Genomic DNA, 20,154 nt, shown 5'->3' with positions numbered 1-20,154 from the left:
CCCGGCCGGGCCGGGTTCAGTACATGCCGGGCCGGGTTCAGAACATGCTGAGCAGTTCCTCCACCGTGCGCTCGGCGGCCGGTCCGCCGTCGGGCAGCGGCAGTTCGAACCAGACGGTCTTGCCGCGCGGTGTCCGCCTCGATCCCCAGGCGGCGCTCAGCAGCCCGACCAGCTGGAGTCCGCGCCCGCCCTCGTCCGTGTCGCGTGCCCGGCGGCGCCGCGGCTGGACGAGGCCCGCGTCCCACACCTCGCACACCAGGGTGCGGTCGCGCAGCAGTCTGAGCCGGATCTCGCCCTCGCCGTACCGCAGGGCGTTGGTGACCAGCTCGCTGACCAGCAGTTCGGTGGTGTCGACCAGGTCGCCGAGGTTCCAGGTGAGCAGCTGGCCGCGGGCGAGTTCGCGGGCGCGGCCGACCGAGCGGGGCTCGCGCGGCAGCCGCCAGTCGCCGACGGCGTCGGCGGGCAGCCCCTGGATGCGCGCCATCAGCAGGGCGATGTCGTCCTCGCCGTGCCGGGTGTCGAGCGAGCTCAGGACGTGGTCGCAGACGTCCTCGAGGGGGCGGGCGGGTTCGACCAGGGCGCCGCGCAGCGCCTCCAGCCCCTCGTCCAGCGGGTGGTCGCGGGACTCGACGAGACCGTCGGTGTAGAGGGCGAGCAGGGCGCCCTCCTTGAGCTCCACCTCGACCTCCTCGAAGGGCTCGCCGCCGACGCCGAGCGGCATCCCCGGCGGCACGTCGAGGAGCAGCGCCGCTTCGCCCGGCTCGACGACGACGGGGGGCAGGTGGCCCGCGTTGGCGAAGGTGCAGCGCCGGGTGACCGGGTCGTAGACGGCGTAGACACAGGTCGCCAGATAGACCTCGGAGAGGTCCGCCTCGCGGGACTTGTGGGCGGCCCGCGAGGGCCACTGGGCGCCGCCGCCGGACGAGATGGCGGCCCCGGGGGTGCCGAGTCCCCGGGCGACCTCGTCGAGCGCGGAGAGCACCTCGGCGGGTTCCAGGTCGAGGAGGGCCAGGGTCCGTACGGCGGTGCGCAGTTCGCCCATGGCCACGGCGGCGCGGAGCCCGCGGCCCATCACGTCGCCGACGACCAGGGCGGTGCGGTGCCCGGGGAGCTCGATCACGTCGAACCAGTCGCCGCCGACCTCGGTCGCGGTGTTGCCAGGCAGGTAGCGGCAGGCGATGTCCAGGCCGGCGGCCTCGGGGTCGCCGGGCGGCAGCAGGCTGCGCTGGAGGATCAGGGCGCGCTCGTGCTCGCGCCGGTAGAGGCGGGCGTTGTCGATACAGACGGCGGCGCGGGCGGCGAGCTCGGTGGCCAGGGCCCGGTCCCGCTCGCCGAAGGGTTCGCTGCCCTTCGTACGGGAGAACTGCACCAGGCCGACCACGGTGTCATGGGCGACCATCGGCACGGCGAGCGTGGACTGGACGAAGCCCCGGTCGTCGCCCGGCACGTCCTCGACATGGCCGGTGCGCAGGGCGACGGCGCAGGGCGAGCCGAAGGAGTAGCGGTGCACGGCGCCGAGCGCGGGCGGGCCGGTGGCGGTCCTGGGGCCGGGGATGTCGGGCAGGGCGCCCGACACGGCGCTGGCGAAGGCGACGCGGCGCAGTTCGGCGGAGCCGCCGACCGCTTCCTCACGGAGCGGGCTCCAGCTGCCCGGCGGTGCCTCCTCGCCGGTGAGGAGGGCCTGGTAGAGGTCCACGGAGGCGAGGTCGCAGAAGCCGGGTACGGCGACGTCGAGGAGTTCGCGGGCGGTGGTCTCCAGGTCGAGGGAGTTGCCGATGCGGGCGCTCGCCTCGTTGAGCAGGGCGAGGTTGCGCCGGGCGCTGGCCGCCTCGCGGGCGGCTATGTGGCGCCGGGTCACATCGGTGGCGAGTCCGGCGATGCCGGTGGGGCGGCCCGATCCGCTGTGCACCCGGTAGAGGTTCATCGACCAGTGGCGGCGCTCGGTGTCGCCGGGGGCGGTGCCGACGAGCTGGAGGTCGGTGACGGCGTCGCCGGTCGCCAGGACACGTTCGAGCGTGGCGGTCAGCCGGGCGGCCTCGGCGCCCGCGAGGTAGTCCTCGACGGTGCGGCCGCGGTGGTCGTCGGCCTGGCCGCCGAAGACGGTGGCGAACCTCTGGTTGGCCCGCACGACGGTGAGATCGGTGCCGAACAGTACGAACCCGAAGGGAGATTGACCGAAAATGGCCTGCGATGCCGCAAGGTCCGTCTCGATCCGGCGCAGCGCGCGGACGTCCACGACGATACAGACGGCAGCCCGTTCGCCGGCCGCCGTCTCGCTGGGCATCACATAGATCTCGGCGAGTCCGTGCACGGCGTCCTCGCCCGGCATGCGGAACGGGACGAGGCCCGTCCACTCCCTGCCGTCGAGCACCTCGCCGACCCGGCGGTGGCCGTCCCCGCGCAGTTCCGCGGGCATGAACGCCTCGACCGGGTCCCTGCCCAGCGCCTCGTCGGCGGCAACGCCGAAGAGACCGGCGGCCCGCCGGCTCCACTGCTCGATCAGTCCATCGGGGCCGATCGAGAAGGAGGCGACCCTGATGTAGTCATAGATCGAGCCAGGCGGACTGCTCTGCCACACGACGTCGCCCGCTGTCCCAGGTATTTCGCTCACGCGACCGTCCCCTCCAGCTCACACACCGGACCGGTCCTGCCCGCAGTATTCAGCACTACGGCCCCGTCCGGCACGGCGTTCACGATCACAGCACGGTCTCAGTCCCTTTCAGCCAGGTTCTGCCCGACCTCCGGTGATCGCTGTCCGTCCCACCTCACTCCTAACCAGGCAGGGCCAGCTCGAACCACACCGTCTTGCCACTCTTTCCGCGTCTGGTCCCCCAGCGGCGGGCGGAACACGCCACGAGCTGCAGCCCTCTGCCGCCTTCGTCGTCGGGTCCCGCCATACGTTCGGTGGGCGGATCCGGAAGCGGATCGGAGACTTCCACCAGCAGGCCGGGATGCGCCGCGGGAGTGTCACCGTCGGGGCGGGGGCGCACCAGCCGCACCCCGATGGGGCCCGGCGTGTAGCGCATGGAGTTGGTCACCAGCTCGCTGACCAGCAGGACCGCCACATCACCGACGGCGGCGTCGAGCCCCCAGCAGCGCAGTGCGTCGTGAACGGCGTGCCGTGCCGTGCGTACGGCACCGGGAACAGCCGGAAAGCTCCACTCGGCGCAGTCGCCTTCGGTATCGGTCACGCCGATCACTTCCCAAGACCAGCAACGGAGAATGTCCTGTTTGCGGGGGCTAAACAGCACATACCCGATATTCCTGGCGAAATACCGCTGGTGTCGGCACGTGGGGCGTACGGGTGTATGACCGTGCACGCGAACGGGTGTGCGTGGCGAGAGGGCGCGCGCCCTGTCGCGCGTGCCTCCGCCGGGCACTTGCCGCGCCTCGCTCAGCGGTCCGATCCGCCGGGCATGCGCCGTTCGGCCTCCGCGACGGGGGGCATGCTCTGCGCGGCCTCCCCGACCGGGGGCATGCGCCGTACGGCCTCCGCGACGGCGGGCAGGTCCTGTTCCAGCCAGTCCACGGTGTCGATCTCGCCGGGTCCCAGCCAGCGCAGTTCGTCGTGCTCCTCGTGCGGCGCGGGCACACCGGACGCCAGACGGACCGTCCACACCTGGAGCACATATCCGGGCTTGAGCGGCCATTCGCCGGGAATCCGCTCCAGCGGCTCCGCCTCCACACCCAGCTCCTCGCGGAGCTCGCGCACGAGCGCCTGCTCGCCACTCTCCCCCGGCTCCAGTTTGCCGCCGGGCAGTTCCCAGCGGCCGGCCAGCTCCGGCGGGGTGCTGCGGCGCGCGGCCAGCAGGCGCCCCCGGTCGTAGACGGCTCCGGCCACCACCACGCGATCAGTCATGATCGGGAGCGTAGTGCCACGCTCCGGCCGCCCCGGAACGTGCCGTTGATGACGACGGGCTCAGCCGGTGAATCCCACCGGCGCACGAGAGGCCCTACGAGCGGGTGGTCTGCCCGATGCGCTCCACCCAGTAGAGCCGCTTGTGGCCGCGGTCCTCGAGCTTGTCGGCCGTCCGCCGGGCCTCTTCCTGCGTGGCATACCTGCCCACGCGGTAGCGGTTGCCGTTGTCGTCCTGCCGTATCACCAGCCAAGGGAGCACGGCACCGCTGTCGGTCATCGTGTCCCTCCCGAGCATTGCGCCCCTCCCCTGTACGGCGTGCACGTCTCTAAGGATCCCCAGGAAACCGCAGTACGCATATGCCGGAGCCTACGCCTGACCTTCACTCAACGCATGCGTAATTGCACAAAGAGATACCGATCCGGCCAGGAGTGGACCAACGCACCGGGGGCGCATCCGACTGGATGCGCCCCCTGGGCGATGCACGGCGACGGTTTGCACCCGGGGCGGGTGCGCTACACCCGGCCCGCCCCCTCGCGCAGCACCGGCATCGGCATGAGAACCGGGCCGTCGGCGGGCTCCTTGCGGCAGACGTCCCCGCACTCCGCGTCCAGCGAGCAGCAGAGCGAGCAGATCGGCCCGGACTGCACGGGGCAGTCGGCGATGTCCGGGAGCTCGTAGGCCGTTTCGCAGACCGAGCAGGTGTGGGTGGCGGTGATGTCCGCGACCTCGACTCCGGGCCCGTTCACGGGATTGGGCCGGGCCAGGTAGTACTTCCCCTTCGTCGCCCGGGCGATCAGCGGACAGAGCGTCAGCGAGAGGCCCGCCGCGATGAAGGTCGAGAACGCCTCCGCGTACGTACCGAACAGCCCGAAGAAGGCGAGGATCGAGACGGTCGAGGCGATCACCATCGCGCCGAAACCGGCCGGGTTCACCGCGTACAGATAGGCCCGTTTGAACTCGATGTACGGGGGGCTCAGCCCGGTCCGCTTGTTGATGACCAGGTCGGCGGCGACCGCGGCGATCCAGGCGATGCCCACGTTGGAGTAGAAGCCGAGCAGCTTGTTGAGGGCGGCGAACATGTTCATCTCCATCAGCGTCAGGGCGATGACGAGATTGAGGAAGATGTACCAGACCCGGCCGGGGTGACGGTGGGTGATCCGGGAGAAGAAGTTCGACCAGGACAGCGAGCCGCTGTAGGCGTTGGTCACATTGATCTTGACCTGGGACACGATCACGAACAGTGCGGCGGCGGGCAGCGCGAACGAGCCGAGCCAGGGCTTCAGCGCCTCGATCTGCGGGGCGATCGGTTCCAGCGCGTGGGTCTTGCCGACCGCCTCCAGGGCGACGAAGGCGAGCAGCGCGCCGCCGAGCTGTTTGGCGGCGCCGATGACGACCCAGCCGGGTCCGGCGGCGAGGACCGCGAAGTTCCAGCGCCGCTTGTTGGCCTCCGTCTTCGCCGGCATGAAGCGCAGATAGTCGGCCTGCTCGCCGATCTGGGCGATGAGCGAGAGCGCGACACCGGTGCCGAGCCCGAACCCGATCCAGGAGAAGCCTGATCCGGCCCCTTCCGTACCGCCGAAGGAGCCGAACGCGCCCCAGGCGTCCGGCGCCTCGAAGGCGAGGACGACGAACGGCAGGACCATGCCGATGATCCAGACGGGCTGGGTCCAGGCCTGCACCTTGGCCAGAGCGCCCATGCCGCGGAAGACGATCGGGATGACGATCAGAGTGGTGATCAGATAGCCCGCCTCGACCGGCAGGCCGACGGCCTGGTGCATGGCCTGGGCCATGATCGAGCCTTCGAGCGCGAAGAAGATGAAGGTGAAGGACGCGTAGATCAGCGAGGTCAGCGTCGAGCCGAAGTAGCCGAATCCGGCGCCCCGGGTGACCAGGTCCATGTCCAGGCCGTACTTGGCGCAGGCTCGGGCGATGGGGATTCCGGTGAGGAAGATGATCGTCGCGGCGGCCATGATCGAGGCGAATCCGCTGGTGAAGCCGTAGGTGAAGACGATCGAGGCGCCGATGGCGAAGTCGGCGAGATAGGCGATCCCGCCGAGCGCGGTGCCCGCGACCGTGCCGGGCGACCAGCGCCGGAAGGAGTGCGGCGCGTAGCGGAGGGAGTAGTCCTCCCGGCTCTCGTCGGCGGCGAGTTTCGCGTAACTGCGACTGGGGGGTGGGGCTCCGGAGCCGCCTGCGAGGTCTCCCCCGGAGGCGGTCTCCGTCGTCGGTACGGCCGTGTCCGTCATCGGTGGCTTCCCGTTCGTCGGTTCGGTGTGCGGGTCCGAACGGGAAGGTAGGAGCGGGACATGACAAGTCAACACGGTCGGTGATTGCCCGGCTGTTACGGGACCCGGGCGGCCGTTAACTTGTGGTGACGGACGCCGGACGCACACCTCCGGGTATCGGTCACCCGACAGAAACGACTCCGCCGGACACCCGCCGCCCGTTGCCGTCCGGCGGAGAGGTGACGGGCCATCCGGTCACCCCTCATCTGACCGGAAGGTGGTAGGCGATCCGGTAGCGATCGGCGGGCACCACCACGTCGGCGGTCTCGACCGCCCGGCCCGACGCGTAGTACGTGCGCTCGATGACCATCACCACATGGCCCGGCACCCCGCCGAGCGCCAGGAGCTCCTCCGCCAGCCCCGGGCGCGCGCCGACCTGTTCGGCCACGTTGTCCACGACGACATCGATCGCGGCCATCCGCTCGACCACCCCGCAGCCGCCCAGCGGGCCCTCCTCCGGCAGCATCACCGGCGTGCGCCCCGTGACCGCGAGGGCCTCCCAGGAGGTGGAGAGCATCATCGGCTCACCGGCGTCCCGGAACACGTAGCGCGTACGCATCACCCGGTCGCCGGGCTCGATCCCGAGCCGTTCGGCGACCTCCGGGCTCGCGCCCTCCTGTTCGCTGCGGGACTCCCAGGTCCCTCGCGCCCCCTCTGCCGTCTGCTCCTGCCGGAACGGGCCGGCCCCGGTCTGTGAGCGGTAGCCGGAGCGGGCGATCCGGCGCGGGACGGGGCGCTCGCGCACATACGTACCGGAGCCGGAGCGCCCCTCGACCAGACCTTCGGCCATCAGCACCTTGCGCGCCTCCAGCGCGACGGTGTCCGAGACTCCGTACTCCTCGCGGATACGCGCCTGCGACGGCAGGCGCGTATGCGGCGGCAGCGAACCGTTGACGATCTTCTCTCTGAGATCGCTCGCAACGCGCAGATAGGCGGGCTGCTCACCGAAAGTCACAGGCCACTCCCCAAGAGGTCGACAGACTGCAACAGCGTCGCAACCGTCGGTTCCGGACTGCAAGCGCAGGCCAGGGTTTCACTCGAAGTGATGATTCGCGAGCCGTGTGCGCATAACCCCGGTCAGGGCCGCCAGGGCATCTTCGGCCGTTCCGATCCGCCCGCCCTCTTGACCGCATTTGGTCCAGACCAATAGCTTCCTGTCCACACAGCACGGCCACGCACCTCTCAGCACATGCCTCCGCACACGCACAGGAACGGGCCTCATGCGTCGAAGAACCCTGTCCTCACTGGCCATTGCCGCCTGCGCCCTCTCGCTGGCCGCCACGGTCTCCCCCGCCGCCAACGCCTCCGGGGAACACGGCGGAAACGGCAGCCACCACAGCTCCGCACCCGCCTACAAGCGCGTCGGATACTTCACTCAATGGGGTGTCTACGGACGCGACTTCCAGGTCAAGGACCTGGAGACGAGCGGCACGGCGGCCAGACTCACCCACATCAACTACTCGTTCGGCAACGTGAGCGCCGACGGCAAGTGCTTCACCGGCAACGTGCCCGGCGAGGCCGACGCCTGGGCGGACTACGTCCGTCCGCTGGACGCCGCCGGCTCGGTGGACGGCGTCGCCGACACCGACGACCAGGCCCTCGCGGGCAACTTCAACCAGCTGCGCGAGCTCAAGGCCGAGCACCCGGGCCTCAAGGTGATGATCTCGCTCGGCGGCTGGAGCTGGTCCACCCACTTCTCGGACGCGGCCCGCACCGCCGCCTCCCGCAAGGCCTTCGTCTCGTCCTGCATCGACCTGTACATCAAGGGCAATCTGCCGGTGGACGGGACGCGCGGCGGCGAGGGCGCGGCGGCCGGTCTCTTCGACGGGGTGGACATCGACTGGGAGTGGCCGGGATCCGCCGGTGACACCGACACGGTGTACCGCCCCGAGGACAAGCGGAACTTCACGGCCCTGGTCCATGAGTTCCGTACCCAGCTCGACGCGTACGCGAAGAGTGCCGCGGCGCGCAAGGGCGGGCACCACGGCTCGAAGCCCAGGCACTACGACCTCTCGGCGTTCGTCCCGGCGTCGCCCGAGAAGATCGACGCCGGTTTCGACGTCCCGCGCATCATGCGGGACTTCGACTTCGTGAACCTCCAGGGCTACGACTTCCATGTCTCGGGCGAGAAGACCACCGCCCAGCAGTCCGCGCTGTACGCGAAGGGCGACTTCAGCGGTGACCGGACCGTGCGCGACTGGCTGAAGCGCGGCGCCCCGGCCCGCAAGCTGGTGCTGGGGATGCCGTTCTACGGTCAGGGCTGGACCGGTGTGACCGGTGGCGGCGACGGCCTCGGACAGCCCGCCGCGGCCCCCGCGCCCGCGACCTGGGCAGCCGGTTACGAGGACTACAAGGCCCTCAAGAAGCTGGCCGAATCCGGTACGTACAAGGTCCACCGCAACGTCCGTGACGGCAGCGCCTGGCTGTTCGACGGCACCACGCTGTGGACGTACGACGATCCGCAGGTCCTGCGCACCAAGACCACGTACATCCGCGACCACCGGCTCGGCGGCGCGATGTTCTGGTCGCTGGACGGGGACACGGACGACGGCGAGCTCATGAAGGCCGTCGACCGCGGGCTCTCCCGGCGGTAGGAACCACGCCTCCGGGGCGGCCGCGACACTGCGGCCGCCCCGGACTCCGTCCACCTGCTGGCATGCTGGCATGCTGGCCGTCATGCTCCCCGGATACCGCTGCCCCCAGGACGGCGCCCGCGCCGACATCACGACACCGCACTGGTGCTGCCCGGTCTGCCGGGGGCCCTGGGACCTCGACTTCGGCGTCACCGGGCCGCTGCGCCCCGACGCCCTGCCCGGCCGGGTCAACTCCCTGTGGCGCTACGAGGAGGTCCTGCCGCTCTCCGCCCCCGCGACCAGCCTCGGCGAGGGCCGCACCCCGCTCGTACCGCTCACCGGCACGGTCTCGGCCAAACTCGACTTCCTGATGCCGACGCTGTCCTTCAAGGACCGGGGCGCGGTGATGCTCGCCGAACTGGCCCGCCGTCTCTCGCCCGAGCGCGTCGTCGCCGACAGCAGCGGCAACGCGGGCACCGCCGTCGCCGCGTACTGCGCCCGCGCCGCACTGCCCTGCACGGTGTACGTCCCCGAGGGCACGTCCCCGAAGAAGACGGAGCAGATCCGGGCCCACGGCGCCCGGCTGGAAATCGTCCCCGGGGACCGCGAGGCGACCGCGCGGGCGGCCCGCGCCGCCGCCGACGCCCCCGGCACCTTCTACGCCTCGCACGTCTTCAACCCGTACTTCCTGCACGGCACGAAGACGTACGTGTACGAGCTCTGGGAGGACCTCGGCGGGCGGCTCCCCGACGCGATCGCCGTACCGGTCGGCAACGGCACGCTGCTCCTCGGCGCGGCCCTGGCGACCTCCGAACTCCTCGCCCAGGGGCTGATCGGCACCCGCCCGGCCCTGATCGCCGTCCAGGCCGAGGCCGTGTCCCCGCTGGCGGCCGCCTTCCACGCGGGGGCGCCCGGCCTGCTCGACGCCCCGGCCGGATCCGCCGTCTCCCCCACCCTCGCCGAGGGCATCGCCATCGCGCGCCCGCCGCGCGCGGCGGCGATCCTGGCGGCGGTGCGCGAGTCGGGCGGCACCTTCCTGACCGTGACCGAGGAGCAGATCCGCACCGCACAGCTGGATCTGGCCGCGCGCGGCTTCTACGTGGAGACGACGGGTGTCGCCTGCTGGGCCGCGGTGGGCGGGTGGACGGACCGCAGTGTCGTCGTCCCGCTGTGCGGCGCGGGTCTCAAGACGGGGCTCGCGGGCTGAGCCCTGCGCGCACCGGCGTGCGTCGGGCCCACGCGCACCCCCGTGTCAGCCGTTCACCCCGCGCGCCGTGCCCCGCCGCACCGCGCCCGCTTCCCTACGTTCGTACCGTGAGCCTCTCGCGTACCTCTCTCCTCACGTCCCTCGTCGCGTGCGCCCTGGTCGCGTCGGCGCCGCTGCCGCCCGTCGCGTTCGCCGCCGACCGGCCCTCACCCGCCCCGGCGGCCGTGGCCTGCGGCCGGGACACCGATCCTGCCTGGGCCCTGACCTCCACCACGTTCGGCGAGGCCGCCGGCTACGACCCCTATGTGGGCAACGGCTACCTCGGGCACCGCGTACCGGCGGCCGGCGCCGGGTACGCCGCGCGCGACGAGAAGACCGGCTGGCCGCTGTACACCCCGCGCTACGACGGGGCGTTCGTCTCCGGGCTCTTCGGCCGCGAGAAGGACCTGGCGGCAGGCCGCGAGGTGGCCGCCGCGCTCCCGAGCTGGACGAACATCGATGTGCGCGTCGGCGGCGAGACATACGGCTCCGCCACCCCGGCGGGCCGGATCTCCCGGTACCGGCAGACGGTGTTCCTGCGCTGCGGGCTGGTGCGTACGTCGCTGCGCTGGACCACGGCCGACGGGCGCGCGACCGACCTGACGTACGAGGTGCTGGCCGACCGCGCCGATGTGCACACCGGGGCCGTGCGGCTGCGCATGACCCCGCACTGGAACGGCACGGCGACGGTCACCGGCCGGCTCGACCCGCGCGGCGCACGCCGGATCGCGCTGGAGGACGACGGGACGTTCCGCACGCGGGGCACGGGGACGGCGGGCGCGATCGTCCAGACGATGCGCCCGGCGGCCGCGAACCCGGTCGTGTCCCGGGTGAGTGCCGGGCGTACGTTTACGTTCGAGAAGTACGTCGGGGTCGACACCGCGCTCACCTCGCGTGCCCCGCGCACCACCGCGCGCGAGGCTTCACGGGCCGCGGCACGGCGCGGCTGGTCCGCCGTCCTCGCCGAGAACAGCGCCGTCTGGCGCCGGGACTGGTCCGCCGATGTGTCGGTACCGGGCAGCCCCGATCTGCAGAAGTGGCTGCGCTCCGCCCAGTACGGACTCCTCGCCTCCACCCGCACCGGGTCCCGCGACAGCATCGCCCCGGCCGGGCTGACCAGCGACAACTACGCGGGCATGGTGTTCTGGGACGCGGAGACCTGGATGTACCCGGGGCTGCTCGCCACCCGTCCCGAGCTGGCCCGTTCGGTGGTCGAGTACCGCTACCGCCCCCGGGGCGAGGCCCGTACCAACGCCGGGAAGCTCGGATTCAAGGGGCTGTTCTTCCCCTGGACGAGCGCGAGCAAGGGCAGTCTCTGGTCCGAGTGCCAGAGCTGGAACCCGCCGCACTGCGTCACACAGAACCATCTCCAGGGCGATGTCTCACTGGCCGTGTGGCAGTACTACCTGGCCACCGGCGACCGCGACTGGCTGGCAGGCCACGGCTGGCAACTCCTGAGCGGCATCGCCGACTTCTGGGCCTCGCGCGCCACCGCGAACGACGACGGCAGCTACTCCGTGAAGGAGGTCGCGGGCCCGGACGAGTACAGCAACGGCGTCACCGACGGGGTGTTCACCAACGCCGTCGCGGCCACCGCCCTGCGCAACGCCACGCGCGCGGCGCAGCTGCTCGGGCACCCCGCCCCGCCCGAGTGGAGAAAGGTCGCGGACGGGCTGCGCATCCCGTACGACCCGGAGCGCAAGCTCTTCCTCCAGTACGCGGGCTACGACGGCTCGACGATCAAGCAGGCGGACACGGTCCTGCTCATCTATCCGCTGGAGTGGCCGATGGAGGCGGGTGCGGCGGCCGCCACGCTCGACTACTACGCGGCGCACACCGATCCGGACGGCCCGGCGATGACGGACTCGGTCCATGCGATCGACGCGGCCGCGATCGGGGAGCCGGGCTGTGCCACGTACACATATCTCCAGCGTGCCGTGCGCCCGTTCATGCGCGGCCCGTACGCCGTGTTCAGCGAGGCGCGTGGCGCGAAGGCGGGCGCGCAGGACCCTCTCTCCGGTTTCCCGGCCGAGGACTTCCTCACCGGCAAGGGCGGCTTCCTCCAGGTGTTCACGCACGGGCTGACGGGGCTGCGGCTGCGGGAGGACGGCGTGCGGCTGGACCCGATGCTGCCGCCGCAGCTGCGCGAGGGGGTCGAGCTGACGGGCCTGCGCTATCGGGGGCGTACGTACGACATCGCGATCGGCCCGCGGACGACACAGGTCCGTCTCACCTCGGGCGCCCCGTTCACGCTCCACACCCCGTCCGGACCCCGCTCCCTGTCCACGTCCCTCACCCTCCCGACCCGGCGCCCGGACCTGGCCCCGACCACCGACGCGGCCCGCTGCCGCCCGGCGACGGCGACGTCCGAGACGCCCGGCCTGTACGCGGCCGCGGCGGTGGACGGCAGCCCGGCGACGGCGTGGTCGCCGGACGGGGCGACGGGCACGCTGACGGTGGACCTGGGGCGGACGGCCCCGGTGGCGTCGGTCGTACCGGAGTGGACGGACGTGCAGCCCGCCTCGTACGTCCTGGAGACCTCGGCCGACGGCAGCCACTGGCAGCCGTACCGGGCGGGGGCGGTGGCCCGCGAGGTGCGGGTGACGGTCCGTTCGGCGGACGCGGCCGAACCGGCGGGCGTACGGGAGCTGACGGTCACGCGGCCTTAGGGTCTGCGCGGCGGACCTCGGCCGGCCGCTTGCGTACGACCGGCCGGCCGAGCACGATCCCGCCCAGCACGAGCACGAGCCCGCAGATCTGCCGCGGGCCGAGCGACTCCCCGGCGACCACCGTGCCGAGCAGCACCCCGGTCACGGGGTTGAGCAGCCCGATCAGACCGACCGTCGCCGCGGGCAGATGGCGCAGGCCCGCGAACCAGGCGGCGAACGCGAGGGCGGTCGCCACCACGGTCACGTATCCGAACGCGAGGACGGCCGGCCCGTCGAGCGCGGGCGGCGCGCCCTCCACCACGGCGGCGAGCGGCAGCAGGAGCAGGCCTCCGGCGATCAGCTGCCAGGAGGTCGAGGCGAGGATGTCGGTCCCGGCGCCCCAGCGCTTGGTGAGGATGTAGCCGAGGGACGACATCAGCAGGGCGGCGACCGAGGCCAGCACTCCGCGGATGTCGGCCGGGGCCGACCCGGTCAGCAGCATGAGGCACACCCCGCCGATCCCGGCGGCGGCCCCCGCGAGGGGCAGCAGCCCCGGCCGTTCGGCGACGAGTGCCCACGCGATCAGCATCATGGCCACCGGTGAGGCGGCCATGATCGTCGAGGCGGTGCTGGTCGGGAGCAGCTGCGCGGCGACGTACACGAGGGCGAAGAAGCCGCCCATGTTCAGGACGCCGAGCACGGCGGCCTTCCACCACCAGGAGCCGTGGGGCCGCCGTCGGGCGACGGCCAGGAGCAGCAGCCCCGCGGGCAGGGCCCGGATCGCGGCGCCGTACAGCGGGGTTCCGGCGGGCAGGTAGGCGTGGGTGACGTAGTAGTTGGCCCCCCAGGCGACCGGAGCTATCGCCGTGATCAGCACCCATCGCAAAGTAGCTTCCATGGAAGTTAATGTACCTTCCTGGGAAGCTATAGTGAAGTCATGCCGGATTCCACCGCCCCGCACCCCCTGGACCACGTCGCTCGCATCCAGGCCGAGTGGGCCCGCGAGCGCCCGGATCTCGATGTGAGCCCCCAGGGCGTGATCGGACGGCTGCACCGGCTGGCCGGGCTGCTCACGGAGGAGCTGTGCGTGGTCTACCGGCGATTCGGCCTGAGCGAGGGCGAGTTCGACGTGCTGGCGACGCTGCGGCGGACCGGGGAGCCGTTCGAACGGGCCCCCGGCGAACTGGCGGCGCGCACCATGGTCACCACCGGCGCGATGACCAAGCGCATCGACCGCCTGGAACGCTCCGGACTCGTCACCCGCCGCCGGGCCGCCGGCGACGGCCGCGCCCGGGTGGTCGCCCTCACCCCCGCCGGCCGCGAACTGATCGACCGGGCCTTCACCGAGCACATGCGCAACGAGCGCCGCCTCCTCGACACCCTGACGGGGGACGAGGCGGCGGCGCTGGAGCCGTTGCTGACGGCATGGCTGGCGCGGGTGGAACCGCCGCAGGGCGGCTGAAAACGCGACCCCGGCGCCCTCGGCGGCGGCGAGTTACACGGGGCGGCCTCCCACATTGATCTCCGCCGCGCCGGCGAACGCGTTGCCCGCCGGGGAGTCGAGGCCCGTCAGACGTACGTACCGGCCGCGGCCGGCGCCGAACTCGACGTTCTGCGGGGTGAGCGCCTCGGTGAAGGAGCCCGTGGCCACCGGTGTCCAGGTGGTGCCGTCGGCGGACACCTCGATCCGGTAGTCCTTGATCCGGCCGTTGCGGGCGTTCTGCCGCTGGGTGTACTGCAGGCCGGTGACGTCGTACGACTTGCCCAGGTCCAGGGTGAGGTGATGGGGGAAGCCGGGGGCGGCGGCGGACCACTCGGTGTGCCAGTACGTGCCCGGGTCGCCGTCGACGGCGTTCACGGCGGCACCGTTCTCACCGGCCGTCTCCTGGCTGTCGGTCTCGTGCACGCGGAGCGAGGACTGGTCGATGAGATCGGGCAGCGGACGCTGCCCGCCGGTGACCGACACGGTGGCCGACGCCGAGCGGTCGCCCTGGACGGCGCTGACGGTCCGGGTGCCGTCGTAGGTCGCGGCCGGGATGACGCCGTGGCGGGCGAACCGGCCGGCGTCGTCGGCGCGCACCGTGTAGACGGTCTTGCCGTCGACGCGGATGTCGACGTAGCCGGGCGCGAAACCGCTCAGCTTCAGCGGCACCCAGGTTCCCGCCTTCACCTCGCCCGGCACCGAAAGCGCCGGAGCGGCCGGAGCGGGAGGGGTGCGGTCCTTGGCGGAGGCGCCGCCCGGCCGGACGCGGACGGACACCGGGTCGCCCGCCGACGGGGTCAGCACACAGGTCACAGCCCGGCCGAACGCGGCCTCCACGCCCGCGGTGTACAGACCGGCGGCGTGCAGGGAGTCGCGCGCCCGGCTCGGGGTGAACGTCACCGGCAGCACACGCCCTGCGCAGGTCGCCGTCGCCGTCAGGGGCTCGGCCAGTGCGGAGCCCGAGGCGGGGTCGCCGTCGCTCGACACGGTGTCCGGCACGATCCGGGTACCGTCCTCGGAGACCTTGGTACCGGGGGCGGCGACGGAACCCACCTCGATCCGGGAAGCGGCACCGCGAGGGGCGACCGCGTCCGTGCCGGAGACGGTGGCGGCCCACGGGGCGCCGGGACTCTCGTAGAAGTTGACGCCGCTCACGGTGAGGTGCGGGCCGAACCGGGCAAGACGGGCGGCGAAGTCGGTGACGTCCTTCTGGTCCTTGGGCGTCCAGCCGGTCTCCAGGATCGCGGCCGCTCGCGGCAGTGCGAGGAACTCCGCCTGGTCGACGCCGCGCAGCGTCTCCGACCACAGCGGGCCTTCGACCCCGAGCACACCCGCCTCGGGGATGCCACCGGACACCGTCGTCGTCGGGTCCCAGCCGTAGTAGCGCGGGAAGTCGCACGTCCCGCCGCAGGCCCACGACAGGCCGATCGGGGTGCTCGGGGTGTACTTCTGGTCCAGGTAGGAGCCGCCCGCGTCCGACACGACGGCCTTGCCGCCCTTGGCGATGAAGTCGCGCACCCAGTCACCGGAACCGACCCAGTACTGGACGACCGAGCCGTCCCAGAAGCCCGGCTGCTGCTTCAGACCGGCCTCGGCGTACTCCGACCAGCCCATCACCCCGGTACCCGTGGCGTCCTTCACCTCGGTCACGGCGCGGGAGACGAAGTCGACGTAGCGCTCGTGCCCCATCGCGTGGGACTCGTCGCCGCCGATGTGCACGTACGGACCGCCGGTCATCTCGGCCAGCTGCCGGAAGACGTGCCTGACGAACGTGTAGGTGAGGTCGCTCCGCTCGTCGAGGGCGGAGTACCCCACGTTGCCGGTCCCGTTCCAGTCGACGACGCCCGTCCCGGGGTCGGACGCGGGCAGGGACCGGTCCGTGTTGAGCTGCGGGACGGCGTGCAGGGCGGCGTTGGTGTGACTGGGAACGTCGACCTCGGGAACGACGGTGACGAACCGCGCCCTGGCGTAGGCGACGATGTCGCGGTACTGCGCCTGTGTGTAGTAGCCGGTGCGGCCCAGCTCGTTGCGGTAGCCCTGCTGGTTCATCGCGGTCGCACCCGAGACACGGTGCAGCGCGGTGTAGTCGATCGGGTCGCCCGGGGCCTTGCCGTCATTGGTGATCTCGATGCGCCAGCCCTGGTCGTCGGCGAGGTGCAGGTGCAGCACGCTCATCTTCAGCCGGGACAGGGTGTCGATCTGGCGCTTGACCTCGCCGACCTCCTGGAACGAACGGGCGACATCGAGCATCACGCCCCGGTAGGAGAAGCGCGGCGCGTCCTCGATGTGCGTGGCGGCCACACGCCAGTCGGCGATGACCGGGGTGGGCGATTCGGCCCACGCGGGCAGGAGTTGACGGAGCGTCTGGACACCGTTGAAAGCCCCGTGTTCGGTGAGCGCGGTGATCGTGACGCCGCCGGACTTCACATCCAGGACGTACGACTCCGCCGTGGGCGCCGCGCCGTTGACGGTGTACGCGGCCGCCGGGTCCACGGTGACGCGGATGGCCTCACCGCTACCGCTCGGGCGCACCGGCACCCGGAACCCGGTCGCGCGCCGCAGCTGGGAGGCGAGCTGCTCGCCCACGCGGGCCGCCTCGCCCCGGGCGACGACTGCGAGCGAGGCATCCAGACGGAACGGCTTTTCACCGTCGGCCTGTTGCACCACGACGGGACGCGGGATGAGCGCGGTGCCGGCCGGCGCCGCGGCCGCGGCCGGCCCGGCGGCTGCCGACGGCGCGCCCGCAAGACCGGCCATGGTCGCCAGGATCGCCGCGAACAGCAGGGACGGCTGACGACGCCGCAGGGGGACGGAACTTCTCTTCTTCCACAACCGCACGGGGGCTCCCTCGAGGGTGACCATCAAATGCATGCATCCGCTTGAACTGTGGTGCCTTCTTGCAATTTCGAGCACCATAGCGACATGGACATGAAGTGGTCTAGTCCCTTGCGGCACCTCGGACCGAGCGCCACAAGGCGACCCCCGAGGGAGCGGGCGCCGTGACTCGGAAGGGCAACGCTGTGGAACGGGGCGGCTCTTGACGCGCGGTCCACGCCGCACCGCCCCACGAGCTCACCGCCGGACTCCACCCCATCGCCGGATTCCCCCGGCTGCGGCGGCGGCGAGCAGCGCGCACATTGGGGTCGGCCGGAATCCGCTGAAGGGCAGCGGCACCGCTGTCCGGGCCGACCGCGCCAGATTGTCAGTGGTGGCTGCTTTCATGACGCCATGAGCACCGTTCACGAGATCGCCGCCCTCCTCCCCGACCCCGCCGGCCTCCGCGTCCATGTGCGCGCGCTGGCCGTTCTGGACGCCGCAATCGGCGACGATCCGAGGTTCAGCCTCTACACCTTCGACGCCACCTGGGGCCCCGGTGAGGAAGCGGCCTTGATGGAGAACGGCTCGGGGGACGACTTCTCTGTCCTCTTCACCCCTGCCGGCGTGCTCATACGCGGCTTCGACCACGAGTCGCGGATGAGCCCGTACGGGACTGACGACGAGCAGGTCTGGCCCGGTGTCATCGACGATGTGCCCGCCTCGCTGCGCCCGCTCCTGGACGAACCCGCTTTCCGCGACGAGGGCATCGACGCCCCTCGTGTCACCGCCTGCCTGTGGCGGGAGACCGGCGACACGACCTGGCGCACCGGCTCGGCCATCGACTTCCCGCCCGGCAACGAGGACCCCGACGGCTCCGGCTTCCTCTTCCACCTCCTCACGGACCGGTCCCCCGAGTCCGTCCGGGCCCACTTCGAGGACTACTACGAGCGCCCCGTCCCCCTCCACGCCGTCCGGCACGTCCTCACCGGACATCCCCTCACCCCTGCGATCGCCGCGGCCCTCAACCCGGCCGCCCTGTCGGACGACGCCTTGCTTCGCAGGATCGCCGCACACCCCGAGGTCTCCGCCTACCTGGCGTGCGACGGCGAGTTCGACCTCGCCCGCACCGACCCGATCGAGCCGGTCGCCCTGCCCAACGGCCTGCCGGTTGAGCCCATCGCCGGCTGCAACGCGGGCGGCACCCACTACCTCTGCGGCCCGGCGTCCCCCGACGGCCCCCGCCCGGTCCTCTACACCGACTCCGAGGGCCGGGCCTCACTGCTAGCCGAGTCCCTCGCCGAGGCCCTGACCCTGGCCATCGTTCTCCCGTCCTGGCACGACGCCCTGGCCGGCTTCCGGCCTCCGGCCCTCAACTCCGACTACCTCGAGGACCACCCGGACCACCCCGTCGTCCGCGACCGCCTTCTCGCCGAGCTGAGGCTCCCCCCGGCCGACGATGTGGAAGTCCTGGACCGCCTCCTCGCCACCGCCGCCCGCACCGTCCCCGACGGCTTCCTCCCGCACGTTCCCGCCGAGGAGGACTCCGCCTTCCAGCCGATGCTCGAACTGCCTGCAGACCGAGGAATTTCTGCGAGCTGACCCTGACCTGCGGCGGAGCCCCGTACAGGGCTCCGACCCGGTACTTCGACGTCGGCACGCGCCGGCTCCCGACGGCCGTTCACGTGGTGAAGGTGACAGCAGCGGCCGCAGTACGGTGAACCGCCCGGCATGCTCGTCGGTGGTCACGCGGCCACCCTCGCGGCACGCGGTCCGGCCTTGTACCACACGACGGTGCCCGGGTTGCGTGCCTCCATGCCGATGCCCATCACCGTCTTGCGGCACTGCTCCTCCTTCATCTGCGCGCCCTCCTGCCCGTCGACGCAGGTGCCCAAGGGAGTGTCATCCGCTTGGACGAGCTGCTTGATACCGGCATGCCGGCCCAGGCTGATGAGCACCCCCTTGAAGCCCTGGTCGAGCACCGCCGGCGCGGTTCCCGCGATACGGCTCAGCACGGTGTCGGCGGCCTGCACGCCAAGTGGTATCGCGGCCTGGCAGCTCATCCGCAGCGGCCGGCCCGACGGTGAACCGGCGTCACCCGCCGCGACGATGCGGTCGTCATCGACGCTGGTGAGCGTTTCGTCGGTGAGCAGCCGGCCCAGCTCGTCCACGCGCAACCCGCTGGCCGCCGCCAGACCCGGCACACCGAAGCCCGCCGTCCAGACGGTGAGGGCGCTCTGCCGTACCGCTCCATCGGTGAGGACGACCGCGTCCCGCCGGACCTCGGCCACCGCGCTGCCCTCCAGCACAGGGACACCGTTCTCGGACAGCCACGTCGCGACGGACCGGCGGCCAGGCGCGCTGAGCGTGGGGGCCAGGCTCCTCCCGGCGACCAGCGTGACCTTGCACCCTTGTTCGGCGAGCTCCGCGGCGGTCTCGATGCCGGTCAGCCCGCCGCCGACCACGGTGATCGCGGCCGAGGCCGGCAGCTCCGCCAGCCTGGTGCGCAGCCGCTCGGCTACCTCGAACTCGGCGACCGAGTAGGCGAATTCGGCCGCGCCAGGCACGGAGGAGGGGACCGCGCCGGTGCTGCCGACCGCGTAGATGACGTAGTCGTAGTCCAGCGCAGCGCCCGACGCCAGCTCCACCGTGCGGGTGGCGGTGTCGATACGGGTGGCGTTGTCGACCACCAGCCTGATGCCGTCGCCGAGCAGGGTGCCGTAGTCGACCGAGGCGTCGTAATTGCCGACGACGAACTGGTGCAGCCGGATCCGTTCGACGAACGCCGGGCGGGAGTTGACCAGGGTGATGTCGACGTCGTCGCGCGACTGGAGGTGGTTGGCTGCGACCGTTCCCGCATACCCGCCGCCGATGACCACGATCTTGTGTGAAGTGCTGTGTTCAGTCATGCCCTCAAGACACCGGGGACCGCAGTGACGTGACAGGTGGCGGCGTGACGTACGTCACTCCACCCAGCAGTCCGGACAAGCTGTTCTCCGACCTCACGCCCGCCTTGCGGGAACGGGTGCTGTGGCGGCTCCCGCACGACTCGGCCACCCGCGCCGAGGATCCACCTTGGCCTGGAGTTCCGCCGCACCCGCGTCGTCTCCGAGGGCGGCGCCGTCGAATACGCGCACTGGGCCACCTCGACGGCCCGGCTGCCGAGCGGCGTTACCGGCCGATCGGCGCGCCCCTTCCTCCGGCCGCCGCGTGCGCCTGACGACGAGACCTCAGAGGATCACCGG

At 71.8% G+C, this 20,154-nt stretch carries 14 protein-coding genes; 5 read left to right on the top strand and 9 right to left on the bottom strand.

The genetic code is table 11. The annotated features are described in order from the left end of the window. Positions 1 to 37 precede the first annotated feature (37 nt). The 6 genes from OG782_RS24480 to OG782_RS24455 form a co-directional block, all read right to left on the bottom strand. Positions 38 to 2,578 carry a SpoIIE family protein phosphatase gene (locus tag OG782_RS24480; RefSeq protein WP_406459249.1) on the bottom strand — a complete coding sequence of 847 codons (2,541 nt, stop codon included), beginning with the start codon at positions 2,576 to 2,578 and terminating at the stop codon, positions 38 to 40. A gap of 193 nt (positions 2,579 to 2,771) precedes the next feature. Continuing rightward, on the bottom strand, positions 2,772 to 3,200 hold the full coding sequence (locus OG782_RS24475) for an ATP-binding protein (protein ID WP_406454353.1): 429 nt from the start codon (positions 3,198 to 3,200) through the stop codon (positions 2,772 to 2,774). Positions 3,201 to 3,394: 194 nt separating this feature from the next. Then, positions 3,395 to 3,859, bottom strand: coding sequence for a (deoxy)nucleoside triphosphate pyrophosphohydrolase (locus OG782_RS24470; protein WP_406454351.1), 465 nt, complete (start codon positions 3,857 to 3,859; stop codon positions 3,395 to 3,397). A 94-nt stretch (positions 3,860 to 3,953) separates the two neighbouring features. Continuing rightward, a complete protein-coding gene (locus tag OG782_RS24465) occupies positions 3,954 to 4,136 on the bottom strand; it encodes an SPOR domain-containing protein (protein ID WP_406454349.1) in 183 nt (60 codons plus the stop codon). Between the two features lie 236 nt (positions 4,137 to 4,372). After that, positions 4,373 to 6,106, bottom strand: coding sequence for a purine-cytosine permease family protein (locus tag OG782_RS24460; protein WP_406454347.1), 1,734 nt, complete (start codon positions 6,104 to 6,106; stop codon positions 4,373 to 4,375). Between the two features lie 241 nt (positions 6,107 to 6,347). After that, a complete protein-coding gene (locus OG782_RS24455) occupies positions 6,348 to 7,100 on the bottom strand; it encodes a GntR family transcriptional regulator (protein ID WP_406454345.1) in 753 nt (250 codons plus the stop codon). Positions 7,101 to 7,365: 265 nt separating this feature from the next. On the opposite strand from OG782_RS24455, the gene OG782_RS24450 reads away from it, so the two are divergent. From OG782_RS24450 to OG782_RS24440, 3 genes are all read left to right on the top strand, one after another. Beyond that, positions 7,366 to 8,739 carry a glycoside hydrolase family 18 protein gene (locus OG782_RS24450; protein WP_406454343.1) on the top strand — a complete coding sequence of 458 codons (1,374 nt, stop codon included), beginning with the start codon at positions 7,366 to 7,368 and terminating at the stop codon, positions 8,737 to 8,739. 70 nt (positions 8,740 to 8,809) lie between these two features. Next, the gene (locus tag OG782_RS24445) at positions 8,810 to 9,925 is read left to right on the top strand and encodes a pyridoxal-phosphate dependent enzyme (RefSeq protein ID WP_406454341.1); all 1,116 of its coding nucleotides are present in this window, start codon (positions 8,810 to 8,812) and stop codon (positions 9,923 to 9,925) included. Between the two features lie 107 nt (positions 9,926 to 10,032). Then, positions 10,033 to 12,633: a discoidin domain-containing protein gene (locus OG782_RS24440; protein WP_406454339.1), complete on the top strand. Its 2,601-nt coding sequence runs from the start codon at positions 10,033 to 10,035 to the stop codon at positions 12,631 to 12,633. Here OG782_RS24440 and OG782_RS24435 read toward each other — a convergent pair. After that, positions 12,620 to 13,510 carry a DMT family transporter gene (locus tag OG782_RS24435; RefSeq protein WP_406454337.1) on the bottom strand — a complete coding sequence of 297 codons (891 nt, stop codon included), beginning with the start codon at positions 13,508 to 13,510 and terminating at the stop codon, positions 12,620 to 12,622. The genes OG782_RS24440 and OG782_RS24435 overlap by 14 nt on opposite strands. A 39-nt stretch (positions 13,511 to 13,549) precedes the next feature. On the opposite strand from OG782_RS24435, the gene OG782_RS24430 reads away from it, so the two are divergent. After that, positions 13,550 to 14,074: a MarR family winged helix-turn-helix transcriptional regulator gene (locus OG782_RS24430; protein ID WP_406454335.1), complete on the top strand. Its 525-nt coding sequence runs from the start codon at positions 13,550 to 13,552 to the stop codon at positions 14,072 to 14,074. Positions 14,075 to 14,107: 33 nt separating this feature from the next. On the opposite strand, the gene OG782_RS24425 is transcribed toward OG782_RS24430, so the two are convergent. After that, the gene (locus OG782_RS24425) at positions 14,108 to 16,933 is read right to left on the bottom strand and encodes a family 20 glycosylhydrolase (RefSeq protein WP_406454333.1); all 2,826 of its coding nucleotides are present in this window, start codon (positions 16,931 to 16,933) and stop codon (positions 14,108 to 14,110) included. 390 nt (positions 16,934 to 17,323) lie between these two features. Between OG782_RS24425 and OG782_RS24420 the strand changes: the two genes are divergently transcribed. After that, a complete protein-coding gene (locus OG782_RS24420) occupies positions 17,324 to 18,511 on the top strand; it encodes a hypothetical protein (RefSeq protein WP_406454331.1) in 1,188 nt (395 codons plus the stop codon). A gap of 143 nt (positions 18,512 to 18,654) precedes the next feature. On the opposite strand, the gene OG782_RS24415 is transcribed toward OG782_RS24420, so the two are convergent. Then, positions 18,655 to 19,818 carry an NAD(P)/FAD-dependent oxidoreductase gene (locus OG782_RS24415; RefSeq protein ID WP_406454329.1) on the bottom strand — a complete coding sequence of 388 codons (1,164 nt, stop codon included), beginning with the start codon at positions 19,816 to 19,818 and terminating at the stop codon, positions 18,655 to 18,657. Positions 19,819 to 20,154 lie beyond the last annotated feature (336 nt).

Origin of the sequence: Streptomyces sp. NBC_00876, from assembly GCF_045207435.1 — a bacterium.
GTDB lineage: Bacteria > Actinomycetota > Actinomycetes > Streptomycetales > Streptomycetaceae > Streptomyces.
This window is presented reverse-complemented; position numbering and strand designations above follow the sequence as displayed.